This window comes from Bacillus cereus group sp. BceL220 (assembly GCF_051776965.1).
GTDB lineage: Bacteria > Bacillota > Bacilli > Bacillales > Bacillaceae_G > Bacillus_A > Bacillus_A cereus.
On sequence record NZ_JBPWBC010000004.1, the window covers coordinates 127,533 to 149,762 of the forward strand.

Consider the following 22,230-nt stretch of genomic DNA (forward strand, 5'->3'; position numbering starts at 1 on the left):
TTTATTAAAATTTTCTATATAATTAATACCGTTGGGGGAATACATTATGTCTAAACCTATACTTACATCCACTTTAATCATTCTTAGAGGAAACTCCGCAAGTGGTAAAACAACGATTGCAAAGCAACTACAAGAACATTTCGGACAAGGTACACTTTTAGTCTCTCAAGACGTCGTGCGTAGAGATATGTTAAGAGTACACGACACGATGGGGAACTTATCTCATGATCTACTATTTGAAATTACGAAGTACGGAAAAGGAAAATGTAAGTTTGTTATTTTAGAAGGTATTTTAAACAATCGTAGATACGGTGATATGTTGAAAGAATTAATTCGTTATTTTGATGGAAATGCATTTACATATTACTTTGATTTATCACTCGAGGAAACCATTAGACGACATAACACAAGGGACAAACGACATGAATTTGGTGAAGATTCCCTACAAAAATGGTATACTCCGCACGATACAATTGAGGTTTCCAGAGAAACTATTTTTACAGATAACTTTACGCAAAAAGATATATTTGATGCGATTCTTAATGATGTTGCGATACAAAAACAAGACTAATATAATATGTTAGCCTTGTTATGTTCTTTGTGTTTCCGTTTTTATAATTGAACAATCTTTACATAAATAATAGTATATATTCATTTCCCCGAACTGGAAATCAACTACTGAAATAAGTTCACGTTCCTCGATATCTTGTGTAATTGTAGCAACATACTTCATCTCTTTAGAACAAGTTGGACACGCCAAATGCTCTGGAAGATCCGCATATAATGGTGCCCCTAATAATCTACATACATATTCAGAACCGAACAAGTCAAAAGCTTCCCAGTAACTATCTTCATCTGTAGGTATATCTTCATTTTTCATATTTATAAGCTTTACCGTTGTTTTTGGTAATGAAACTGGTAACTTATCTTCCTCTTCCATTATCCATTCTTCTGTATTTTTCTGCTTTATGATTTGAACTGTTTTACCTCCATCACTTAACTGAAAATATTGCGGTTCCCACACCATCGCGCAGTTCAAGCATGAAACGAATGGTAAAATATTTAGTTCATTACTTTTAAGTTCAGCAAGTCTCCCATCTTTTAAATCAAAACAGAGAATTTGATGCATCTTCTCACCGCATAACTTACATACTGGCAAATTACAATCTTGACCGCCAAAGTAATGATTATATGAATCTTTTCCCTCTATTACTCTATACCCTTTCCGCTCATTACAATGTACGCCATATAATTCTATTGTCATATTCTATCCTCGCCTTTTATAAGAATGATTCACAAAATGATAATAATTAAGACTAAAAAACATCGTCTTCCTGAATAGTTTCCATAATAAATTCTTTTAAACTCGGAGATATTTCTTCCATTTCGTCATCCGCGTGATACCAAATATATATTTTATCATCCATTTTTCCATTATTTATTTTAAAGCACAATTTATCCCCTGAACCATCGTCACCAATTATGATAAGATTTTCTGGCATAGACTCATCTCTCATGTCAATGTTTTGTCTAACAATATCATCCCAAGTTTTTGTTACATTTCTATTATCTTTAATCGGATATAGTATCCATTCCCCTATTTCAGCATTATTAACTAATTTAATAAGATCCCTATATTGATTTGGGAAAGCAGCACCTAGCTTTTCTTCCGTTTCTTTTATTTGCAACTCCAATACACCTTGTTTCTTTGTTTCAATATATTCTCTTACTTCTTTCATGAAATACACCTATCCTTTGAACTTAATTACACTATTATGAGTGAAAGTGTTTAGTAAACGATTTGATCCGATTTATATATTTCATTATACGTTAACCCTTCGTTTTCAACATACTATTCTTCTCTACTTCTCAATAACTTTCTGTTCTACTTCCTTACCTCATTCTTAATAGTTTTTCTAAACATGAGACAATTTTTATGTTTTATTACAGGTTTATTAATAAGTCATTTAAAAATCCTATTATACTTCCACTAAAAAAATAAAAGCCAGCCTCAATAAAGAGAACTGACTTCTATTTGGATCATTATAGTTACTATAAAATTTTTACTTTAACAGTTTTTCTTCCCCAATTCATAGCTTTACTTTTTGACCCCATTAATACATCAATACGATTACCTTTAATTGCGCTTCCAGTATCACCAGCGATAGCTTCTCCATAACCTTCTACCCATACTTTAGATCCTAATGGGATTACTTTCGGGTCAACTGCGATAATTCTCATATTCGGATTTGCCGTTAAATCATGCCCCATCGCAGTTAAAACGCGTCCACCATATGTACCATTTTCACTTGGATCAGCAGTATACGCTGTCGCTACTACCGTTAATTCACGTTTAGCAGACTGTATATTGTTTTTTGATACTTCTTTCGCTCTCTCTTCTTCTTTAGCCTTTGCTATTTCTCTTGCTTTCTCTTCTTCTTTTGCTTTTGCTATTTCTTGCGCTTTTTCTTCTTCTTTAGCTTTTGCTATTTCTCTTGCTCTCTCTTCTTCTTTTGCTTTTGCTATTTCTTGCGCTTTCTCTTCTTCTTTTGCTTTTGCTATTTCTTTTGCTATTTCTTTTGCTTTCTCTTCTTCTTTTGCTCTTGCTATTTCTCTTGCTATTTCTCTTGCTTTCTCTTCTTCTTTTGCTTTTGCTATTTCTTGCGCTTTTTCTTCTTCTTTAGCTTTTACTTCTTCTTTAACTTTTGCCTCTTCTTTAGGCTTTACCATTTCTTGCGCTTTCGGTTCTTCTTTAACTTTTACTTCTTCTTTGACTTTTGCCTCTTCTTTAGGCTTTACTATTTCTTGCGCTTTCGGTTCTTCTTTAACTTTTACTTCTTCTTTGACTTTTGCCTCTTCTTTAGGCTTTACTATTTCTTGTGCTTTCGGTTCTTCTTTAACTTTTACTTCTTCTTTAGGCTTTACTATTTCTTGTGCTTTCGTTGTTTCTTTCGCTTTTGCTACTTTCTGCGTCTTTACTTCTTTCTTTTCTTTAACTGATTTTTGTACTTTCGCTACTTGCTTCGTTTTCTCTTCAGTTTTCTTTTCAGTTGGTGCTGTACTTGATAGGAAAGAAACGTTTGCATAAGCAATTTTTCCTTTATACTCAAATTCCAACCATCCGTCTTTTACTTGATGCGTTGATTCAATTACATCATCTTTTTTTAGTCTGCCAAGAATTTCTGAATCTGTGTTTGCTTCGGTACGTACATTTAACAAATTCGCCGTTACATGATACACATCTTTTGTAAACTCCGAACTTACAAACACTTCTTTACCGTCCAATTCAATTTTTGACCAGCCATCTTCGGTATTGATGACTTTTAACTCTTGCCCATTCTTTACTTTTTCGACCACTTTTGATTCTGTAGTCGGTTTTTCACGTACGTTAAGTACATCTGCTGTTACGATTGTTTCTGCGGTAGCAGTTGTGGTAAACGCCCCCAATCCAAAAATAGTTGCTGTTGCTGCGCCAATTACTTTTTTCATATTAGCCTCCATTATATTTTTTTGAATTTTATCAAATGTCTCTGTAAAATTGTATAATTTTACATAATATCAAAACATTTGCAACAGTATATTAATACGGCTTAATATACTGTTATTAAAACTCCTCACTTCAATACTAACAAATTCTTATTTCTAATTCTATATATTATAAATCTCCTTATCTTTTATAAAAGCTTCATGCCCTTCTTCACACTAAATAGTTGTTGCAATTCCCGCCAAAAATAAACTTACGATTGCTAAAATTTGAGTAGCGACTATAGCCCCTCTTAAATGAAACTTATAATCTTTATATCCTTTCATACCTGCCGTACTAGGAATCACAACAAACCTTGGAGTAATCCAGCAAAAAATTAGCCAATCAATTATAAGTAAATCTACTAAATTGAAAATCATTAAAATACCAAAAGTGTGTAAATAAGCATCAATATACAATAATTTTTCATGCTTATGTAATATATATGTAGAAACGAAAGGACAACCGAAAAGAATAGTATTGTATACAATATTAAAGTAAATGGTTTGCTTTTTTTCATGAATCGATTTTGGAAAAACTACTTTTTGAATATCTTTCGGATAATCAGTTAATGAAAGTCGAGGATTATAATATAAGGACCCTAAAATCATTACGGATAGTACAATAGACATGATGACACCAACGTACATCATTTGCTCAAATTGATTCATACGCTTCATTCACCCTTTTCTGTAATTACTATGTTAATCATTCACTTAATTACACATTGTATGTACGTACATAATCAAAAATTAACAACTAGCTTTAATAGCGAAGCAAACAGATGTAAACGTACTAAAAGCAATGATCGATCCAAATAATATCCCTTCTCGCAAAATTTTACTAAGCGTAGGTTTTACATCGGAGAAAGTTTGTGAGATTGATGGATTACCTGGGGAAATTTTGAGCACATACATATAATTACAAAAAGGCAGTGCTACTTATGTAGCACTGCCTTTTTCTTTATTGGAATAATCCTTTTCCTTTATTCATTTACTTATAAAGTATTGTCAGTTCTTCTTTATGTTCTGTATTTCCACATTATTAATATTTCACGTCAAGGAGAGATGACTGAAATGAATAATCAAAAAATTGAACTTACTGGTCGTATCGTTACACCTAATGATCCTGATTATAATTCAGCGCGTGAAGAATTCAATACATTCTTCAACAAATTTCCGTTAATCATTGTTTTTGCTCAAAATACGCAGGATGTAGTAAACGCTGTTCGCTGGTCAAGGCTACATAACGTTCCTATACGCATGCGCTCTGGACGTCATAATTATGAGGCATTATCCGTCAGTAATGCTGGTCTTGTAATTGATGTAAGTGAAATGAAGCAATTAGAAATAGATCACAATAATGGAACTGTAACTATCGGGACTGGATGGAGAAATATTTCTTTAATTGAAACACTTGCTGCTGAAGGATTAGTTGTGCCGAGTGGTGTTTGTCCTACTCCCGGGATTGCAGGTGTTACTTTAGGTGGCGGACATAGTATTCTCTCTCGTCCGTTTGGATTAACTCTCGATCATTTACTTGAATTAGAAATGGTAGACGCGAATGGTTGTATAATACGCGCTAACGCCAAGTGTAACTCCGATCTCTATTGGGCTTCGCGCGGTGCTGGTGGTGGTAACTTTGGAATATGTACTTCGTTTAAGTTTCGAACACATAAAATTAATACGGTAGGATTTGCAGAAATAAGCTGGGGGATATCAGATTTAAAACCTGTATTAACCTCTTGGCAAGAATATACGCTACCTTGCGCTAATAAACGACTTACAACTACTCTTTTTATGTCTGCAGGATTAGAACCATCATTATTAATGCAAGGTGTATTTCTCGGTTCTGTACAAGAATTGCAGTCGCTACTACAGCCATTACTAGAAGCCGGTTCACCACTGCAAGTAACTATCGAAGAAATACCATGGGCAGAAGCAGCAGCGAAAATAGCTGAGAAGCAACCTGCAACACCTTTACCATTTAAAAGTGTTGGTCCATATGTATATGAACTATTACCAGAAGAAGGACTATCCATTATCGATCACTTTATTAATAATGCACCTCCCTTTTCCACCACCTCCGTATTTTTCCACGGATTAGGCGGTGCTGTTGCTGAGGTGCCAAATGAGGCGACTGCTTACTTTTACCGAAAAGCACTATCAAACATGTCAATATTCGCTACTTGGGAGCAACCAGAAGGTGCTGGTGGAAGTATTCGATGGGTTGAAGACTTCCGTTTGGCAATGCTTCCATTTACAAAAGGTGTCTATGTTAATACTCCTGACCTATCCATTAAAAATTGGCCAGATGCATACTTCAGTTGCAACTTTGACCGATTAATGGAAGTAAAAGCAAAATATGATCCGAAAAATGTCTTTAACTTTCCGCAAAGTATTCCGCTTTTTTAAACTATATATTCCACCTAATATATCAAAATATAAAACATCCATTTTTTAAATGGGTGTTTTATAAACTAAGTTTACATAACATAATTATTAGTTACTTTTTTTGCTAAATATCTATTCAACAATCCAAAGTAACACTTTCTCAAACTCTTTTTTGGGCAACATACTTTCTTTTATATAGCCATTCTTTTAATTGTACTTCATCCAAAGTTTCGTTCCCCTCTCGTGATCTTTCACACTATATTCGCTCGTTTTTCACAAAAGGTTCATTTTACATGAAAATTTATTTATTACAATAAAAATATAAGGTATATTTTTAAGAAAAGGAGGATTTCAAGAATGAATCAAGAGGATAAAATTTACGCTGAAAAAGTGCTAAAAAATCTATTCATCGGATCACAAGTTGATGGATTACAATTTGGTATTTCTCCAGCCGCTATAAAGATTCATTTCACAAACTTTCACGACTCAGTTGATTATGACGGACAATTATATATCAATATCGAATCCAAATGGTGTTTATTTAATAAACTTCAAAAAAGATACCCATTAAATGAAGATGAATTTGAAGTTTATTCTGAGGAAGAAGAATATTTAAGATAAGAAAACAAAAAGTTACCGATATACGACTCGGCTTAGAAAGCCCTCATTTAATTATTACATTAGAGAGTGGACAAATTATTTTTGTAAATGGTTTTCATGATTATTATGAATGTTGGCAATCTGGTGTTCTATGTGAGCAATGGCTTGTAGTCGCTGCACCTGGGAATGAAATCGCCACTTGGGCTCCCGATGAGTTTATCGATAAATAAACTGTCTTCACGAAGAAGAACCGAAGATATTTTATGAACTACATAACTATTTCTATTACACTTAAACGAATGACCATTTTACTTTAATAGAACTCACTTTATTAAAGCTGAAAGGATGATAATGATGGCATGTGTCCATGATTTTGGAATAATTGACGATTTTACTTCTCAAAAAAATTACGAAGATTATACACCAGAGAAATATCATTGTATTTCTGTTGATGATGATATTATCAGTAGCTTAAATCGAAATTTATCAATTATGAAAACCTACTTTCATACAGTCAAAAATCAAGAACACGGTTTAGCTCATTACGGTATTACAATTATCCCGCCTGAATCATTAGCAATTTTCTATGAAACAGTTACATCTTCAAAGTTCTTCAGAAAATATGATGAGCTGAATGAGTTAGCTTCAAAAATTGTACAAGCCGCAGCAGAACAGAAGTACATGATCCATTATGGGGTTTAAATGTAATTCAAAAAAAGCTTAGGATTTCTCCGAAGCTTTTTTTGTATGTTACTAATAAATTTATTTCCTTAACCATTTAGTCCATGATTGAGCCTATGGCCCCACCTTTTACAAGTGAGGGCGCCCCTATTAATCTAAATAGGCGTCTCATTTCCAATCTTCCAGCTAAACCATTTCCCATGCCCTTCTGTTTCTCCAACCGTTTCACGATATTCGTTTCCGTTAATATAATAATCAATATGAAGGTCACGATCCCACATGTTGTTATAAAGGTGGAATACATCACGTTTTGCGCCAATTTCTTGTATTTGTTTTTCTAACTTATGTTTTACTTGTTCTGGTATTTGATTTGCGACGTGTGTATGGAAAATACAAATAACAGCTTCTTCACTTATTTGTTCAATAATAGATGATAATAGCTCTACACCGTCTCCTTCTATGAATTGGACAGATTCATTTTTCACTAAAGATGCAGCTTGATCAAACATCTCAAGCCTTTCTTTATGTTCTGGCCAAATTAAAGCACGTAACCATAAATAATCTTCCTCATTATGTAAATCATTCACATGTAAGTCCAGTCCGATTCTTTCTACGACAGATGGGCTTTCTTTTAGAAAATGCGGTACATTCTCCCCTCTTATTTCAGAAGTTACATGCACATTTGAATTTATATTTCCGTACATTTCATCCGTCCCGTACGAATAACTATATTGGTCCCAGAACAGTTGCAACCCAGAACTTGTCCCAATTTCAATTAACGCTAACGGCTTCTTCACTTTGTTAAATATGTAGCAGAAACTTGGGTATAAGTATGCACACCGTCTTACTTCATTCGTTTGAACGAGCTTCGTTTGTAACAATGTAATGATTTCTTCTCGGTACTCTTTACAGAAATCTTTAAAATGATCAAAAGCTTTATTTAAATTTGTATCGGCATTTTCAACTAAACTACTATAATACGTTTTTAAATGATGTTCTTTCCCTGCTAACAATAAATAATGTACTGCACCTAATAGTAAGTTTGGGACTGGTTGACCTACCTGAGCACAGGACGATAGTGTAAGTACTTCCTCATCTTCAGCAATTTTCATTGATAAATATTCATATAAATCACTTGACCCTTTACATTCCTTTATTGAAAAGTTTCGAAATAAGTTTGAAATTTGTTCTTTTGTACACATTAGAGTCCCTCCTTTTTATTTTTCAGAATAATCTTACCATTACAGAAAGAATAATCCCATAAAATGGTACTCGATTTAGTCACTTAAGGATACGTAAGCTTTTTCGAGATAATTTCAAACTGTAATTTTTTTCTATTTATCACCTTAAAAGAGCTTGTTAAATAAGATTTTTAGCGAATAAAACGTTAAATAGTTTAAAATTATCAGATAACACTAGATATTTTAGTCTATTAATTATTATAATAGAGTATGAGATGGTTATATAATTGAGACAAAAAAGGTATACACCTAGGTGGGGCCTAGGCGGTGTTTCTCTTTTACGGCTTAGACATAGAAAACACCTACACTTTTTTGCCAATATAGGGGATGGAGAGATTATCATGAGCAACATGCAGCAAAAAACAGACGTTATCTTAATTGGTGCAGGAATTATGAGTGCAACGTTAGGCTCATTACTAAAAGAATTAGCACCAGAATGGGAAATTAAAGTTTTTGAAAAACTCGCAAGTGCCGGGGAAGAAAGCTCTAACGAATGGAATAATGCAGGTACAGGGCATTCTGCGCTATGCGAACTGAACTATACTTCCGAAAAATCTGACGGATCTATAGATATTAGTAAGGCTGTAAAAGTGAATGAGCAATTCCAGCTTTCAAGACAATTTTGGGCATATCTTGTAAAGAGCAAATTAATTCGTAATCCACAAGATTTTATTATGCCACTACCTCATATGAGTTTAGTACAAGGGGAAAAAAATGTTGAATTTCTAAAAAACCGTTTTGAAGCGCTTTCAAAAAATCCACTGTTTCAAGGAATGGAATTTTCTGATGCTCCTGAAACATTAAAAAAATGGCTTCCACTCATTATGGAAGGCCGCACATCTAATGAACCGATGGCGGCAACGAAGATTGACTCTGGAACAGATGTTAACTTCGGTGCATTAACACGTATGTTGTTTGATTACTTAAAAACAAAAAATGTCGAGCTAAACTACAAGCATAGTGTCGAAAATATTAAGCGCACGAAAAATGGTTTGTGGGAAGTAAAAGTACACGATATGAATAGTGGTAAAATTGAGCATCATACTGCTAAATTCGTCTTTATTGGCGGCGGTGGCGGTAGTCTACCTCTACTTCAAAAGACTGGTATCCCTGAATCAAAGCATATCGGAGGATTCCCGGTAAGTGGACTATTTATGGTATGTAAAAACCAAAAAGTTGTAGAGCAACATCATGCGAAAGTATACGGTAAAGCTAAAGTTGGCGCTCCGCCAATGTCTGTACCTCATCTAGATACGAGATATATAGACAATAAAAAAGCTTTACTGTTTGGACCATTCGCAGGCTTCTCACCTAAATTCTTAAAAACTGGCTCAAACCTTGACTTAATCGGTTCTGTAAAACCGAATAACGTCTTAACGATGTTAGCTGCTGGTGTAAAAGAAATGGGACTTACAAAATACTTAATTCAGCAAGTTATGTTATCGCACGAAAAACGTATGGAAGAATTACGCGAATTCATTCCGAACGCGAAAAGTGAAGATTGGGATATTGTAGTTGCTGGACAACGTGTACAAGTAATTAAAGATACTGATGCTGGCGGTAAAGGAACACTTCAATTTGGTACAGAAGTAGTAAGTGCAGCTGACGGCTCAATCGCCGCATTACTAGGTGCATCACCAGGTGCTTCTACTGCTGTTCACGTCATGCTTGAAGTATTAGAAAAATGTTTCCCAAGCCGCATGGTAGAATGGGAAGAAAAAATAAAAGAAATGATTCCTTCATATGGCATTTCACTAACTGAAAATCCAAGATTGTTCCAAGATCTTCACACTTCGACTGGTCGTACACTTGGATTAAACGAAAAAGAAACTGTTCATAATTAATGAAGAAATAAAAAAAACGTCCGATATATTCGGACGTTTTTTTTGTCTACTAAAAATTATACTTATCAATATTATCTTTCGTAAATACAACTCGTTCTGGCAATACGATAATTCCGTTTCCTTCTGCCTCATAATCATATCCTTGAATGGAGTTTGGCTCTACTTTCACTTTTCCGATTCCTTTTACTTCAAAGCTATCCCCTACTTTTAACTTCTTTCCTTTTACAACAATCTCATTTGCTACATAAGTTGCCAACGCACCTTGCTGTTTGACATCCCATAATCCGAATTGTTGTACTGTTCCTCGTTTTACATAATCACGCATAACGTTCGGTGTAGAAAATCCAGTTACCACTACTTTTTTATCCATTTTTAAGTTTTCAGCTGCTTGCGCCATAGCTGGGAGTGCTGTTGCATCTGGACAAATAACTGCGTTAATATCTGGATACGTTTTTAATATGTTCTCCCCTACGGATAAAGATTTTTGTGCATTATTTTCACCGTACTGCGTCGTTACAATTTCCCAGTTCGGATATTTCTTTTTAATAATTTCTTTCGCTTTCGTTACCCATTGGTTTTGATCCGTTACTGTTGGACTAGAATAAAAGAACGCTACTTTCCCTTTATCTCCAATTTGCTTGGAAGTCATTTCAATTAATAAGTTAGCAAGTTGGTCTGGTGTCCCTTGACTTATATAAAAAGAACGGTCTTTGGGATTCACATCAGAATCCCACGTTAAGACAGTCATTCCTTTTTTCTTAGCACGTTGCAATGATTGCGATAAACCATCAACTGATGTAGAGGAAACCATAAGTGCATCATAATTTTGGTTAATAAAATTATTTATATACTTTACTTGCCCTGATACACTCGCTTCAGACGGCCCATCATATTTCACTTGTACGCCTAGCTTATCTCCCATCTCCTTTGCTCCTTCACCGCCCGATGTAAAGAAGCCAACTCCAGTTAATTTCGGGATAAATGCAAATTTCACATCATCCGCTTTTTTCTTATCTGCCGTTTGACTGGAACAAGCGATTAAACCTATTAAACAAATACATACAATCAATACAATCCCTAGTTTTCTCTTCATGACATTTCCCCCTTATGCCAACTCTGTCTTTTCCCCGCTAAAAATTGATGTAATTTGAAATGTCTCATAATAACTGAAAGAATAAGGATAATACCTATTACGACATTTGATTGTTCATTTGTTAAGCCTGTCATTTGTAGGCCATATTGCATAAGGCCTATAAAAATACTTGCAAGTACAGTACCGAAAATACTTCCTTTTCCCCCTGTAATAAGTGTCCCGCCTAATACGACTGCTGTAATGATTGGTAATATTGTTTCACTTCCTATATCAGCACGTGCAGAACCGAAATATGCAGTTAAGAAAACTCCCCCTAATCCACCTCCTAACCCAGAAAGTATGTAAGCAATGATTACTACTTTCTTCGTCTTAATCCCGGTGTATTTTGCTGTATTTTCATTCGCACCTGTTAATTTTACGTAGCGTCCATATATCGTTCGGTGAAACAAAATTGTGTATACAATTGTTAATGAAATAAGTAACCATAATAAATTGGGTATTCCTATAAAACTACCATTTGCTAGTTGTACATAAGTATCAGGTAAACCGCTTATCCCTTCATATCCAGAAGCACCCGCCCCTCCTGAAATGACAAGCGCAATTCCTCCGTATAAAAACATCGTTCCGAGTGTAACGACTAGTGGTTCTACATCTGTCATTTTTATAATGAGTCCATTTAAAGCTCCTGCTAAACAACTAATTATTAGGGCGATTATGACAGCAAACAAAATAGGTATTCCGTTCATCCAAAGTACACCAATCAAGATCGAAGTGAGCCCCATTATTGATCCGACCGATACATCAATTCCTCCTGTTACAATAACGAAAGTCATTGGTATCGCCGCAATTGCGATAAATAGGAAATCATTTGTACTAAAAAGGAGATTACTAATATTTAAGAAATCACTATTTATAAAACTAAAAAGGATGAATTCTATAAGAAGTAATACAATTAGAACCCCTTCCCATCTATATAAATACTTCATAGATTCATCCTCCTTTTTGCCTTCCACTTTTTCATAACACTATCTAATATGATGATGAGTAATAATAAAAAGCCTGAAATGGCATTATTCCAAAATGCTGGTATTTTTAAAAAGACGAGTGAGCTGCTTATCACTTCTAGAAACAATGCTCCTAATGCGGCTCCAAATATAGAACCTGTTCCTCCTTTTAAATGAATTCCTCCTAGTACAGCGGCTGCGATTACTTGTAATTCTAATCCTGTACCTGTTTGATTTGGGACGAACCCGATATTCATAACAAATATGCAACCAGCGAGCGCAGCGCTTATGCCTGAAATCATAAACGCATATATCTTCACTTTATTAACAGGTATACCAATAAGCCTCGCGCCATCTTCATTATCACCTACCGCATAAAAGTATCTTCCCAATGGCACTTTTCTTAAAAAGAAGTATAGTAGTAGTAAAATAATAAAAACGAACCATACAGTTATAGGTAAACCAAGAATGATGATAGATGACAGCTGCTTAAAATCGTTTGGAATATCTTCAATCCACTTCCCGCCTGTGAAGATTAACATTGCACCTCTAACAATTCCTAGCATCCCTAATGTCATAATAATGGCTGGTACCCGAAACTTTGCAACGCCAATCCCGTTTATGAAACCGATAATAGCACCAAGCATTATCGCAGCAAGAATTGACATGAATGCATTATACCCGTTCGTTAACAACATCCCGCAAACTGCCGCGCTTAATCCCATAATTGAGCCAACTGATACGTCTATATTTTTCGTAAATAAAACGAACGATTGGCCAATTGCTAGAACGACTAAAATAACGCTTGATTTCATCATTAATGATAATGAGTTAAACTGAACAAAATTAGGATTTATTATCCCGACAATAGCTATATAAATTAGTAGTAACAGTATGATAGACGTTTCGTGCACTTTATACATACGTTTCATTCCATTACACCTCCGTATGCAAGACGTGTAACTTCTTCTACACTTATTTGTTCTTTCTCCAAATGAGAAACAAATTGACCATTTCGCATGACGTATACACGGTTAGCTAATTGGACAATTTCCTCAACATCTGAAGAAATTAATAATATGGCGAGTCCTTCCCTTTTCATTTTTTCTATCGTCTCATACACTTCAAGCCTCGCTTTTGCATCAATTCCGCGAGTTGGTTCATCAAGAATAATGATTTTTGGATTACACGCGAGATATTTCGCAAGTACGACTTTTTGCTGATTACCTCCCGATAAAGATGTAAGTTCTTCATTCATACTTGATACAACAATTCGGAACTGTTCTATAAACGAATTAACTAAAGCGCTTTCTTTTTCTTGATTTATAAAAAAGCGATTATTTTGATATAAACTTGCTGCTGCAATATTTTCTTTAACAGAAGCAATTGAGAAAATTCCATTCCTCGCCCTATCCTCTGGCACATAAACTAGTCCTTCGTCTAGCCTTTTATGCAAAGAACACGTATCAATTGATTTTCCACCCAATAAGATAGACCCTGATTTTATAGTTTTCAATCCGAATATCGCTGCTGCTAATTCCGTTCTGCCAGATCCTATAATGCCAGCAACACCTACAACCTCACCCGCATGTACAGTGAATGATATATTTTCGAATGCGTGACCATTTATATCAACCACTTCTAATATTTTTTTCGTCTTTGCTGTCTCTTGAACTACTTCTATTTTCTCTTTCTGTTTATATCCTTTTGGCAATAGTCCCTCCATCAGCATGTCATATGTATAGTCACATACATCACCTTGGCTTACAACCATTCCATCACGTAGTATTGCTACTTTGTTGGCAATTTCAAAGATTTCTGGAAAACGATGCGTAATATAAATCATCCCAATTCCTTTTTCTTGTAAACTTTTCATCAACACAAAAAGACTCTTAATTTCGTGTGTTGTTAATGTCGATGTTGGCTCATCTAGAATAAGAATCTCAGCTTCTCTTATTAATCCTCTAACGATTTCTACTAACTGTTGCTGCGCAATGGATAATGATGCTCCTAACTCATAAAGGTCAATATCCCACCCTAGACTGTTAATCAATTGCTGAATCTGTACTCTTAGTTTCTTTTTCTTTTCTTTTAACCCGATACATATATTTTCTTCAATAGTCATATGCGGAAAAATGAGTGGTTCTTGCGGTATTAAATAAATACCTTTTCTATGTGCTTCTGACGGATTGGAAAACTGTTGCTTAATTCCTTTTACATACATCTCTCCATCATCATACGAATATAACCCCGTTAATATTTTCATTAATGTTGATTTCCCGGCGCCATTCCCCCCCACTAAAGCGTATATATCTCCACGCTCTACTTGTAAGTTCACTTCTTTTAATACAAGTTGATTTAAAAACGCCTTACTCATTTTCTTTATTTGTAATAAAGGTACGTTCTCCACATGATGTCACCTGCCTTTATCCAGAACATTTTTTGAGAAAATGATTATTTGTTCTACTTGTTTTGTAGCATTGTATATTCCTTTTTTCATATCTAGAACACTTTTTTCAATGTGCTATTAATCGTTTCAACTGGAATAAACAAAATATATGCTACATATGTTTAAGCATTGGTCAATTGTTGAAAGGGATGAAGAGTATGTCACAGCTGAACTTTGAAGAAAATTTATTAACTAAAGTAGCCTGGTACTATTATAAAGATCAATTAACACAACAAGAGATTGCTTCACTTCTTCATATTTCAAGAAATAAAGTCGTCCGGTTATTAGATAAGGCACGCAGTGAAGGTATCGTTACATTTCACGTAAAAGGAACCGGTTTGCATTGCTTGAGCATTGAACGTGACTTAATGAAAAAGTTCCACTTGAAAGATGCCTTTATTATCCCTACTCCAATAGACAATTATGCTACTTCTCTCGGAAAAGCCGCTGCACAATATTTAGAGACTCATCTCCAACAAGGTGATTTACTCGGCATCGGCTGGGGTGAAACAATAAGTAAAATGCTAGAAAACATTCATTTTGAAAGTTCTATTAATCTTTCATTCGTAACGCTAACAGGCGGAGTAAACCACTATCTTCCAAGAAAACAAAACTATTTACACTACATGCAAGGTGATCTTCATATTATTCCTACTCCTTTTCTAGCATCTTCTACTGAAATGGCACAAAGTATTTTATCAGAACCAAGTGTGAAAGATATGCTTCATGTCGCTTCACTTGCACATACGGCAGTTGTCGGTATTGGCGGGTTATCTCAAGACGCTACGATTGTAAAAGAAGAAAAATTAACGCTACGTGAAATGACATATATTCGAAGTCAAAACGGGGCGGGCGATATTTTAGGACAGTTTTATAATACGAATGGTGATTTATTAGAGCTCTCGCATCATAATCGTCTAATTGGCACACCACTTACGATTCTTCGCAGCATGAAGCATGTCATTGGTGTGGCTGGAGGTACTCAAAAGATAGATGCCATATATGGGGCTTTAAAAGGGAAATTTATTCATACATTAATTACTGATGAAGAAACTGCGCTCTCCTTATTAAGAAAGGAAGGTGATTCTTAATGTCTACTTTATTAGCTTTCGATGCTGGTACAGGAAGCATTCGAGCTGTTCTTTTTGATTTACATGGCAATCAAATTGCAGTAAGTCAAAAAGAATGGGTTCATAAAACTGATCCTCGTTACCCCGGTTCTATGAATTTTGATGTAGAAGAAAACTGGCAACTTGTACAACAGTGTACGAAAGAAGTTCTGCAAAAAAGTAATATACTTCCCTCTTCTATTCAAGCTATTAGCGCTACAAGTATGCGAGAAGGTTTTGTTTTATATGATAAAAATGGGCAAGAAATATGGGCATGTGCAAATGTTGATGGCCGTGCATCCGCTGAAGTTAGTGAGCTAAAAGAAATCCGCTCACATCTTGAAGAAGATTTATACAGAAAATCTGGGCAAACTTTTTCATTAGGTGCTTTACCACGTCTACTTTGGATTAAAAAACATGAACCAGACATCTACAACAATATTCAATCCTTTTCGATGTTAAATGATTGGATTTTGTATAAATTAAGCGGCGTACTGCAAATCGACCCTTCCAACGGTTGTACGTCTGGAATCTTTGATTTACAAAATAGAAATTGGGATAACGAAGTCGCTAAAGAATGTGGTATAACGTTGCCATTTTCACCAAAAGTAAATGAAGCTGGCACTGTGATTGGTAATGTTACAAAAGAGTGTGCAGCACTAACTGGTTTACTTGAAGGGATTCCTGTCGTCGCTGGTGGCGGTGATGCTCAAATGGCATCGCTCGGGACTGGAGTCGTAAAACCAAATCAAACTTTAATATGCGGCGGCAGCTTTTGGCAACAGGAAGTGAATATTACAGAGTCAACAACGGATCCAAATGCTGCAATTCGAGTAAATTGTCACGTCGTTCCGAACCTTTGGCAATATGAAACGATTGCCTTTTTCCCTGGCCTCGTTATGCGTTGGTTTCGAGACGCTTTTTGCCAAGAAGAAAAAAAGCTCGCTGAAAAACTCGGTGTAGACGCTTATGAATTATTAGAAGAACAAGCGAAAGACGTACCTGTCGGTTCATATGGTATTATCCCTACTTTTTCAAACGTTATGAACTACATTTCTTGGCGTCATGCCGCACCTTCATTCTTAAATTTAAGTTTAGACGCTGACAAATGCGGAAAAAAAGAAATGTTCCGTGCTATTGAAGAAAATGCCGCCTTCGTTACACTTGGAAACTTAAAACTAATTGAAAATCTTACTGGTACATTCCCTTCTGAAGTCATTTTTGCTGGCGGTGCCGCTAAAGGGCAACTATGGCCACAAATTCTATCAGACGTTCTCGGCATTCCTGTAAAAGTACCAGTTGTGAAAGAAGCAGCTGCTTTAGGAACTGCGATTGCTGCTGGAGTTGGCGCTGGCATATATTCATCTATGGAAGAGACTGCCGAACAATTTGTACAGTGGGAAAATACATTTGAACCAATCACTGAAAATCACGAGCTATACAAAGAATTCTATGAAACATGGAAAACCGTGTATAGCAGTCAGCTCGCTTTAGCTGATAAAGGACTTACAACACATATGTGGATTGCACCTGGTGCACTGTAACTCATTTACATAAAGGAGTGAACTGTATGTTAAAAGCGAATGAAAATGATTTCTCCTATCGCTTCGGTGATAACGGGCCGAAATATTTAATACAAGGCCCGAATATTGATCTTGGTCTTGTTGTCATTCAGCCTGGGCAAGAGTTTCAAAATCATTACCATACAACGTGTGAAGAAGTTTTTTATGCGTTAGAAGGTGAAATAGACTTCTATGTAAATAACGAAAGAGTTCCGATTAAACAAGGTGATGTCCTGCAAGTTCGCCCTCATGAATCTCACTATCTGATTAACCATTCTAACAAACCTTTTAAAGCTGTTTTTATAAAGTCACCACATTTACCAAATAAAGATACGGTACAAACGGAAAATCCAACATTAACGAAGGAGTGATTTTGAATGACTTGGGGATTTAAAAATCGATTAAATACAATTTTACCTGATGGTAGAGCGGTTATGTTAGCAATAGATCACGGCTACTTTTTAGGGCCAATTCACGGGCTAGAACAACCACTTGAAACAGTTAAAAACTTACTTCCTTATACAGACTCCCTCTTTTTAACGCGCGGTGTACTTAGCTCCTGTATTCCTGAAAACTGCAGTACACCTATGGTTATGCGTGTATCTGGCGGAGCTACTGTCGTCGGTAAAGATTTAGCGAATGAAACAATTGTTACACCTGTGAAAGAAGCAGTGAAGCAAAACGCAATTGGCGTTGGCGTTTCTGTTTTTGTCGGATCAGACTATGAAACACAAACTGTTTCGAATCTCGCAAATGTAGTCTCTGAGGCTCACGATTACGGCCTACCAGTACTCGGCATTACCGCAGTCGCAAAAGAATTACAAAAACGTGAAGCTCGCTTTCTAGCACTTGCTTCCCGCGTATGTGTTGAAATGGGTGCTGATATTATTAAAACGTATTACTGCGAAGGATTCGAAAAAATAACGAGCACATGCCCTGCCCCAGTCGTCATCGCGGGTGGCCCAAAACTAGATTCAATTGAAGACGCATTAAACATTACGTACAATGCGCTGCAAGAAGGTGCAATTGGAGTAGATATGGGCCGTAACATATGGCAATCCGAGCACCCAGCTGCGATGATCCAAGCGATACATGGCATTGTGAAAAATGGATTGAATGTGAAAGAGGCACTTGAACTTTATGATGATGTGAAGAATTAATGTAAAAAGACAGACTATTTATTAGTCTGTCTTTTTTACTTTACAGTGAAGCTTTCTTAATCCATCTTCTAATATGATACATACTTAGATTCTATACACCTTCAAATGATTACTCTTGATGATTACTATTAAGCTTTGAAACTTTCTTACCTTCTCTATAATCAAGACAAGACACTTCAATTAATAAGCCATTAAATACTGTAAAATAAAAACCATAACTACTACCTCGCATCGAATAAGGTTCCTTATCTATTTCAATGCCGCCTGCTACTAAACGATTATACGCTTGATCCACTTCATTTGTAGTTACCACTAAAAAACCAATATGAAAAGCTTCCGGATACGTAACTTCCTTATTCCCTTTAAATGCTTTTGGATCACTTAGCACAAGTATAAATCCACTCTCATCACTCATAACTACAAGTGCTTTCCCTTTTTGTTCCAAAAATTGAAAATCAAAAAATGTTTCAAAGAAATGTCTCGCTTCTGATAAATCATCAACACATAAATTTAAATGATTCAGCTTCATGTACTCATCTCCTTTTAAACAGAAGGGATATAGACTCATTTTCATAACCCTTAAATATGTAAGGCAAGATATTCAAGCGTTCCATCTAAGACTATGCTTTATAAGTCTAATATTTTTTTCTATATCCTAGAACATTTTTTTAATGAATGAAAGATTTCCTATCATTTACATCCCCCCAGTAATAAAAAAGAGGATACATGTTTGCTTCTACAACATGTATCCTCTGCTTGTATATTACGACTGTTGATAAGCCGATTTCGATGATTTCACATAATAAACCGCATGATCCACATTAATAATATGATCTGGTTTTGGTTTACCACGGCCCGCTCTATGTCCAGCTAAGTGTTCTTCACTTGTTTCCCAGTTTTTCCATGCTTCTTCAGATTCCCAGCGAATCATTACGACAACTTCTTCGTCGCCGCGTCTTACTTTTTTCACGAGAACACTTAAATCGATGAAGCCTTCAAATTTTTCAATAATACCTTCTCCAGTGAAACGTTCTACAACTATATTTGATGTACCTTCTTTTACTGTAAATGTTTTCGTTTCGATAAACATATATCCCACTCCCTCTTTGTTATACGAATACTAGTATTCTCCTATTATAATTGATTATGATAATTATTTTCAATTGTAAAATTTTAATTTTTTAAATTATGCTGATTTCTTTTCTATCGCCTCATCTAAAAATTTGAAATATGGAAGTAACATCCCTATTAAAGATGTAACACATATAATTGCACCGATGATTACATATAGCGCTCTTACTCCCCACATTTCACTCAATATTCCTCCTACTAACACACCTAATGGCATAGCGGATCGTATAAAAAATAAACGCACTGAAAATACTTGTCCTATCATATTATTTGGGACGGTTTGTTGGCATATTGTCGTGTTATGAACATTGAAAAATGCAATACAAACACCTGCAACTATTTCAATTATTACCGCTATTACAATACTGTGGTTAAAACCTAGTGAAATGTATGTGAGTCCCCCTATAAACAATCCTCCGAGCATAAGTATACGCCGGCTTTTATATGTTACTTCTCCGACTAGTATAGATCCAACTACATAGCCAAGTGGGAATCCGGCCATAAAATAACCATATTCTACATATCCCGCTGATAGCTCGTCTTTTATATAAGGAAGATTTGTAACCATCGTTACCCCAACTCCAAATTGCACGAAAGTAAGAAATATACCGAGCCAAACGATGATTGGTTTTGTGAAAAAATATGTAAAACCGTGAAGAAACTGTTCTAGCCACGTTTTCCGAATAGGTTGCGACGTTCTATTTTCTTTTATATAAAATAAGAAAGCACCACTAACAAATAAACATATGCATACGAAAGATAATGTAAGTTCTGTTCCAATGAAATGAATGACTACTCCGCCTAATACTGGCGCAAGAAACATCATAAGGCGAGTCATTCCATCAATGTACGCATTTGCATCTTGAAGTTGTTCTTTCCCTACAACGCTCGGTGTAATTGCTTGACTTGCAGGTGTATAAAGTGGTGTAATAAGTCCCACTACAATTTGAACAACATAAATGTGCCAAACTTCTATACTACCCGAAACTAGCATCACCAAGGGTAATAAAAATACGGACGCTCGTATCCATTGTGAAAATATCATAATCCACTTCCGGCTCCATTTATCAATAAATGGGCCACTTATTAATTGCAATATGAGTGATGGGATGAAATATAATAACCACATACTACTTAAAGCCATTTCTGATCCTGTTAACTCATATACTAGAATTGAATTACATAACGTTCCGAAAGCCCCTCCTAATTCAGAGATTACACTACCAATCCACATAAAAAGGAACGAACGATTTTTCAATATATTTTTCAATTTCACACACCAACTTTTCTTTTATATTCCTCCCTTTATGTACATTCTCGTTGTTAATTATCTATTCAAAAACATATCTAATTCTTTCGCTAAAGACTGTACTGCTTTCTTTCTTAATACATATTTTCCGTCATGTATATCAACTAACTTCGCTGCACGTAACAATTTCAAATGATGGTGTACTGTCGATTTACCAAGCTGCAATCTTTCCGTTATTTCCTGTAATGTACGTTCTTTTTCAAACAACATTTTTACAATTCGCAATCTCGCCTCATCCCCAAGAGCCTTATGTTTTTGAACTAAAAAATAATTCGGTTCATACGGATCTTCGGGATGAATGCTTTCATTCGCAACTGGATAATGAAATACTTTCGTATCTTCAATATCTGCTTCAATATTCCACGGTCTGTACGTCATTTGCGGAATAAGAAGTACGTGATGAACACTTGGCTCTGGCATATAGTTCACTCCGCCAGTCGTCCATTCGACAAACTCTTCCGGCTTCATCTTTTTATTCATTTCATTTTTTGCTTCATAATCTCGTTTTAATATAGAAAGTATTTCTTCTTCCTCTTTCTTAATTACACTCTCATACCAACCTGTCATAACAGCAATTAAATGAGATTTCAGCACTTGGACATCAACATCACATATAAAACGAATATACGTAGAGAAAAACTGATGTTCTTGTGTCAGTTCCATTAGTTCATGTATTGCAGTTACGTTTCCACTTGCCGCTAAAGTTCTTTTTTCTTGGTACTTCTCTCCTAAAAACGGTAAACATATATACTTCAAACCTTCTTCTGAAAGTGAATCGATTTTAGCATGAAACTGCGATAAATCTTGAAAATCCTCTTCATACAATAACTGAAGCAATGCTTTCCACGTATTATGTTCTTCTACAAACTGTAAGTGTTCTTCCATCTCATCTGTTAATGATTGTCTAATTCCTTTCCATTCACTTTCAGTCTTTTCAAGAGTATCAATTAACCTTTTATGAGTAATTGCTGCAATGCCAAGTGCACATTCGAAAAGTATCGAATATTTCACCTGAACGTTGTATGTTTCCCTCTTTTTACTCGCTATGTGATAGACCTCCATTTTTATCCCCTCCTTGTTTGCTATGTATTAAATTCTATTTTTATTGAATTTCACCTTCTATATTTTTAG

At 35.4% G+C, this 22,230-nt stretch carries 21 protein-coding genes and 2 pseudogenes; 10 read left to right on the top strand and 13 right to left on the bottom strand.

All coding sequences use genetic code 11. The annotated features are described in order from the left end of the window. Positions 1 to 46: 46 nt before the first annotated feature. Positions 47 to 571, top strand: a complete 525-nt coding sequence (locus tag ACS2FK_RS12795) for a kinase (RefSeq protein ID WP_063547676.1) — start codon at positions 47 to 49, stop codon at positions 569 to 571. Positions 572 to 589: 18 nt separating this feature from the next. On the opposite strand, the gene ACS2FK_RS12800 is transcribed toward ACS2FK_RS12795, so the two are convergent. The 4 genes from ACS2FK_RS12800 to ACS2FK_RS12815 form a co-directional block, all read right to left on the bottom strand. Then, complete coding sequence (locus ACS2FK_RS12800; RefSeq protein WP_063547678.1) at positions 590 to 1,264, bottom strand: hypothetical protein; 675 nt, start codon at positions 1,262 to 1,264, stop codon at positions 590 to 592. 52 nt (positions 1,265 to 1,316) lie between these two features. Further along, positions 1,317 to 1,739, bottom strand: coding sequence for an SMI1/KNR4 family protein (locus ACS2FK_RS12805; RefSeq protein WP_063547680.1), 423 nt, complete (start codon positions 1,737 to 1,739; stop codon positions 1,317 to 1,319). Positions 1,740 to 2,052: 313 nt separating this feature from the next. Next, a complete protein-coding gene (gene entB / locus ACS2FK_RS12810; RefSeq protein WP_237657483.1) occupies positions 2,053 to 3,489 on the bottom strand; it encodes a cell wall-binding protein EntB in 1,437 nt (478 codons plus the stop codon). A gap of 213 nt (positions 3,490 to 3,702) precedes the next feature. Beyond that, the gene (locus ACS2FK_RS12815; RefSeq protein ID WP_063547684.1) at positions 3,703 to 4,194 is read right to left on the bottom strand and encodes a hypothetical protein; all 492 of its coding nucleotides are present in this window, start codon (positions 4,192 to 4,194) and stop codon (positions 3,703 to 3,705) included. A gap of 85 nt (positions 4,195 to 4,279) precedes the next feature. Here ACS2FK_RS12815 and ACS2FK_RS12820 point away from each other — a divergent pair. From ACS2FK_RS12820 to ACS2FK_RS12835, 4 genes and pseudogenes are all read left to right on the top strand, one after another. Continuing rightward, positions 4,280 to 4,444 (top strand): annotated as a pseudogene (locus ACS2FK_RS12820) (GNAT family N-acetyltransferase); the annotation flags it as partial. 155 nt (positions 4,445 to 4,599) lie between these two features. Beyond that, a complete protein-coding gene (locus ACS2FK_RS12825) occupies positions 4,600 to 5,937 on the top strand; it encodes an FAD-binding oxidoreductase (RefSeq protein WP_063547686.1) in 1,338 nt (445 codons plus the stop codon). A 336-nt stretch (positions 5,938 to 6,273) separates the two neighbouring features. After that, positions 6,274 to 6,746, top strand: a pseudogene (locus ACS2FK_RS12830) (hypothetical protein). A gap of 121 nt (positions 6,747 to 6,867) precedes the next feature. After that, positions 6,868 to 7,218: a hypothetical protein gene (locus ACS2FK_RS12835; protein ID WP_003270899.1), complete on the top strand. Its 351-nt coding sequence runs from the start codon at positions 6,868 to 6,870 to the stop codon at positions 7,216 to 7,218. Positions 7,219 to 7,352: 134 nt separating this feature from the next. On the opposite strand, the gene ACS2FK_RS12840 is transcribed toward ACS2FK_RS12835, so the two are convergent. Further along, entirely contained in the window at positions 7,353 to 8,399 is a 1,047-nt protein-coding gene (locus tag ACS2FK_RS12840; RefSeq protein WP_063547688.1) for a DUF2332 domain-containing protein, read from the bottom strand. Positions 8,400 to 8,779: 380 nt separating this feature from the next. Here ACS2FK_RS12840 and ACS2FK_RS12845 point away from each other — a divergent pair, with 380 nt between their 5' ends. After that, on the top strand, positions 8,780 to 10,282 hold the full coding sequence (locus tag ACS2FK_RS12845; RefSeq protein ID WP_000069161.1) for a malate:quinone oxidoreductase: 1,503 nt from the start codon (positions 8,780 to 8,782) through the stop codon (positions 10,280 to 10,282). 49 nt (positions 10,283 to 10,331) lie between these two features. Here ACS2FK_RS12845 and lsrB read toward each other — a convergent pair whose 3' ends face one another. The 4 genes from lsrB to ACS2FK_RS12865 are packed head-to-tail and all read right to left on the bottom strand — an operon-like array spanning position 10,332 to position 14,789. Further along, positions 10,332 to 11,375, bottom strand: coding sequence for an autoinducer 2 ABC transporter substrate-binding protein LsrB (gene lsrB, locus ACS2FK_RS12850; RefSeq protein ID WP_000823652.1), 1,044 nt, complete (start codon positions 11,373 to 11,375; stop codon positions 10,332 to 10,334). After that, positions 11,372 to 12,361, bottom strand: a complete 990-nt coding sequence (locus ACS2FK_RS12855; RefSeq protein ID WP_000876510.1) for an ABC transporter permease — start codon at positions 12,359 to 12,361, stop codon at positions 11,372 to 11,374. The genes lsrB and ACS2FK_RS12855 overlap by 4 nt, the downstream gene beginning before the upstream one ends. Next, on the bottom strand, positions 12,358 to 13,311 hold the full coding sequence (locus ACS2FK_RS12860) for an ABC transporter permease subunit (protein WP_063547690.1): 954 nt from the start codon (positions 13,309 to 13,311) through the stop codon (positions 12,358 to 12,360). Before ACS2FK_RS12860 ends, ACS2FK_RS12855 begins: the two co-directional genes overlap by 4 nt. Continuing rightward, complete coding sequence (locus tag ACS2FK_RS12865; protein WP_063547692.1) at positions 13,308 to 14,789, bottom strand: sugar ABC transporter ATP-binding protein; 1,482 nt, start codon at positions 14,787 to 14,789, stop codon at positions 13,308 to 13,310. Before ACS2FK_RS12865 ends, ACS2FK_RS12860 begins: the two co-directional genes overlap by 4 nt. A 179-nt stretch (positions 14,790 to 14,968) precedes the next feature. Here ACS2FK_RS12865 and ACS2FK_RS12870 point away from each other — a divergent pair, with 179 nt between their 5' ends. The 4 genes from ACS2FK_RS12870 to lsrF are packed head-to-tail and all read left to right on the top strand — an operon-like array spanning position 14,969 to position 18,659. Continuing rightward, entirely contained in the window at positions 14,969 to 15,919 is a 951-nt protein-coding gene (locus ACS2FK_RS12870; protein WP_140155490.1) for a sugar-binding transcriptional regulator, read from the top strand. Further along, entirely contained in the window at positions 15,919 to 17,481 is a 1,563-nt protein-coding gene (gene lsrK, locus ACS2FK_RS12875) for an autoinducer-2 kinase (RefSeq protein WP_063547694.1), read from the top strand. The genes ACS2FK_RS12870 and lsrK overlap by 1 nt, the downstream gene beginning before the upstream one ends. Before the next feature lie 26 nt (positions 17,482 to 17,507). Continuing rightward, positions 17,508 to 17,870, top strand: coding sequence for a cupin domain-containing protein (locus ACS2FK_RS12880; RefSeq protein WP_000909988.1), 363 nt, complete (start codon positions 17,508 to 17,510; stop codon positions 17,868 to 17,870). A 6-nt stretch (positions 17,871 to 17,876) separates the two neighbouring features. After that, complete coding sequence (lsrF, locus tag ACS2FK_RS12885; protein WP_000219772.1) at positions 17,877 to 18,659, top strand: 3-hydroxy-5-phosphonooxypentane-2,4-dione thiolase; 783 nt, start codon at positions 17,877 to 17,879, stop codon at positions 18,657 to 18,659. A gap of 109 nt (positions 18,660 to 18,768) precedes the next feature. Here lsrF and ACS2FK_RS12890 read toward each other — a convergent pair whose 3' ends face one another. The 4 genes from ACS2FK_RS12890 to ACS2FK_RS12905 all read right to left on the bottom strand — a co-directional run bounded on the left by ACS2FK_RS12890 (position 18,769) and on the right by ACS2FK_RS12905 (position 22,161). After that, positions 18,769 to 19,188: a VOC family protein gene (locus tag ACS2FK_RS12890; protein ID WP_063547696.1), complete on the bottom strand. Its 420-nt coding sequence runs from the start codon at positions 19,186 to 19,188 to the stop codon at positions 18,769 to 18,771. A gap of 234 nt (positions 19,189 to 19,422) precedes the next feature. Next, positions 19,423 to 19,749 carry a heme-degrading monooxygenase HmoA gene (hmoA, locus tag ACS2FK_RS12895; protein WP_000469498.1) on the bottom strand — a complete coding sequence of 109 codons (327 nt, stop codon included), beginning with the start codon at positions 19,747 to 19,749 and terminating at the stop codon, positions 19,423 to 19,425. Positions 19,750 to 19,845: 96 nt separating this feature from the next. After that, positions 19,846 to 21,066, bottom strand: coding sequence for an MFS transporter (locus ACS2FK_RS12900; protein ID WP_080469827.1), 1,221 nt, complete (start codon positions 21,064 to 21,066; stop codon positions 19,846 to 19,848). A 51-nt stretch (positions 21,067 to 21,117) separates the two neighbouring features. After that, a complete protein-coding gene (locus ACS2FK_RS12905; RefSeq protein WP_063547698.1) occupies positions 21,118 to 22,161 on the bottom strand; it encodes an ArsR/SmtB family transcription factor in 1,044 nt (347 codons plus the stop codon). Between the last annotated feature and the right edge of the window lie 69 nt (positions 22,162 to 22,230).

What these genes read in the sequence shown, in the direction of transcription:
- hmoA (WP_000469498.1), bottom strand. Translation starts at nt 19,749, where the DNA reads ATGTTTATCGAAACGAAAACATTTACAGTAAAAGAAGGTACATCAAAT.
- ACS2FK_RS12835 (WP_003270899.1), top strand. Translation starts at nt 6,868, where the DNA reads ATGATGGCATGTGTCCATGATTTTGGAATAATTGACGATTTTACTTCT.
- ACS2FK_RS12860 (WP_063547690.1), bottom strand. Translation starts at nt 13,311, where the DNA reads ATGAAACGTATGTATAAAGTGCACGAAACGTCTATCATACTGTTACTA.
- ACS2FK_RS12890 (WP_063547696.1), bottom strand. Translation starts at nt 19,188, where the DNA reads ATGAAGCTGAATCATTTAAATTTATGTGTTGATGATTTATCAGAAGCG.
- lsrF (WP_000219772.1), top strand. Translation starts at nt 17,877, where the DNA reads ATGACTTGGGGATTTAAAAATCGATTAAATACAATTTTACCTGATGGT.
- ACS2FK_RS12795 (WP_063547676.1), top strand. Translation starts at nt 47, where the DNA reads ATGTCTAAACCTATACTTACATCCACTTTAATCATTCTTAGAGGAAAC.
- ACS2FK_RS12855 (WP_000876510.1), bottom strand. Translation starts at nt 12,361, where the DNA reads ATGAAGTATTTATATAGATGGGAAGGGGTTCTAATTGTATTACTTCTT.
- ACS2FK_RS12800 (WP_063547678.1), bottom strand. Translation starts at nt 1,264, where the DNA reads ATGACAATAGAATTATATGGCGTACATTGTAATGAGCGGAAAGGGTAT.
- ACS2FK_RS12880 (WP_000909988.1), top strand. Translation starts at nt 17,508, where the DNA reads ATGTTAAAAGCGAATGAAAATGATTTCTCCTATCGCTTCGGTGATAAC.
- ACS2FK_RS12825 (WP_063547686.1), top strand. Translation starts at nt 4,600, where the DNA reads ATGAATAATCAAAAAATTGAACTTACTGGTCGTATCGTTACACCTAAT.
- ACS2FK_RS12845 (WP_000069161.1), top strand. Translation starts at nt 8,780, where the DNA reads ATGAGCAACATGCAGCAAAAAACAGACGTTATCTTAATTGGTGCAGGA.
- ACS2FK_RS12805 (WP_063547680.1), bottom strand. Translation starts at nt 1,739, where the DNA reads ATGAAAGAAGTAAGAGAATATATTGAAACAAAGAAACAAGGTGTATTG.
- lsrK (WP_063547694.1), top strand. Translation starts at nt 15,919, where the DNA reads ATGTCTACTTTATTAGCTTTCGATGCTGGTACAGGAAGCATTCGAGCT.
- ACS2FK_RS12905 (WP_063547698.1), bottom strand. Translation starts at nt 22,161, where the DNA reads ATGGAGGTCTATCACATAGCGAGTAAAAAGAGGGAAACATACAACGTT.
- lsrB (WP_000823652.1), bottom strand. Translation starts at nt 11,375, where the DNA reads ATGAAGAGAAAACTAGGGATTGTATTGATTGTATGTATTTGTTTAATA.
- entB (WP_237657483.1), bottom strand. Translation starts at nt 3,489, where the DNA reads ATGAAAAAAGTAATTGGCGCAGCAACAGCAACTATTTTTGGATTGGGG.
- ACS2FK_RS12840 (WP_063547688.1), bottom strand. Translation starts at nt 8,399, where the DNA reads ATGTGTACAAAAGAACAAATTTCAAACTTATTTCGAAACTTTTCAATA.
- ACS2FK_RS12815 (WP_063547684.1), bottom strand. Translation starts at nt 4,194, where the DNA reads ATGAATCAATTTGAGCAAATGATGTACGTTGGTGTCATCATGTCTATT.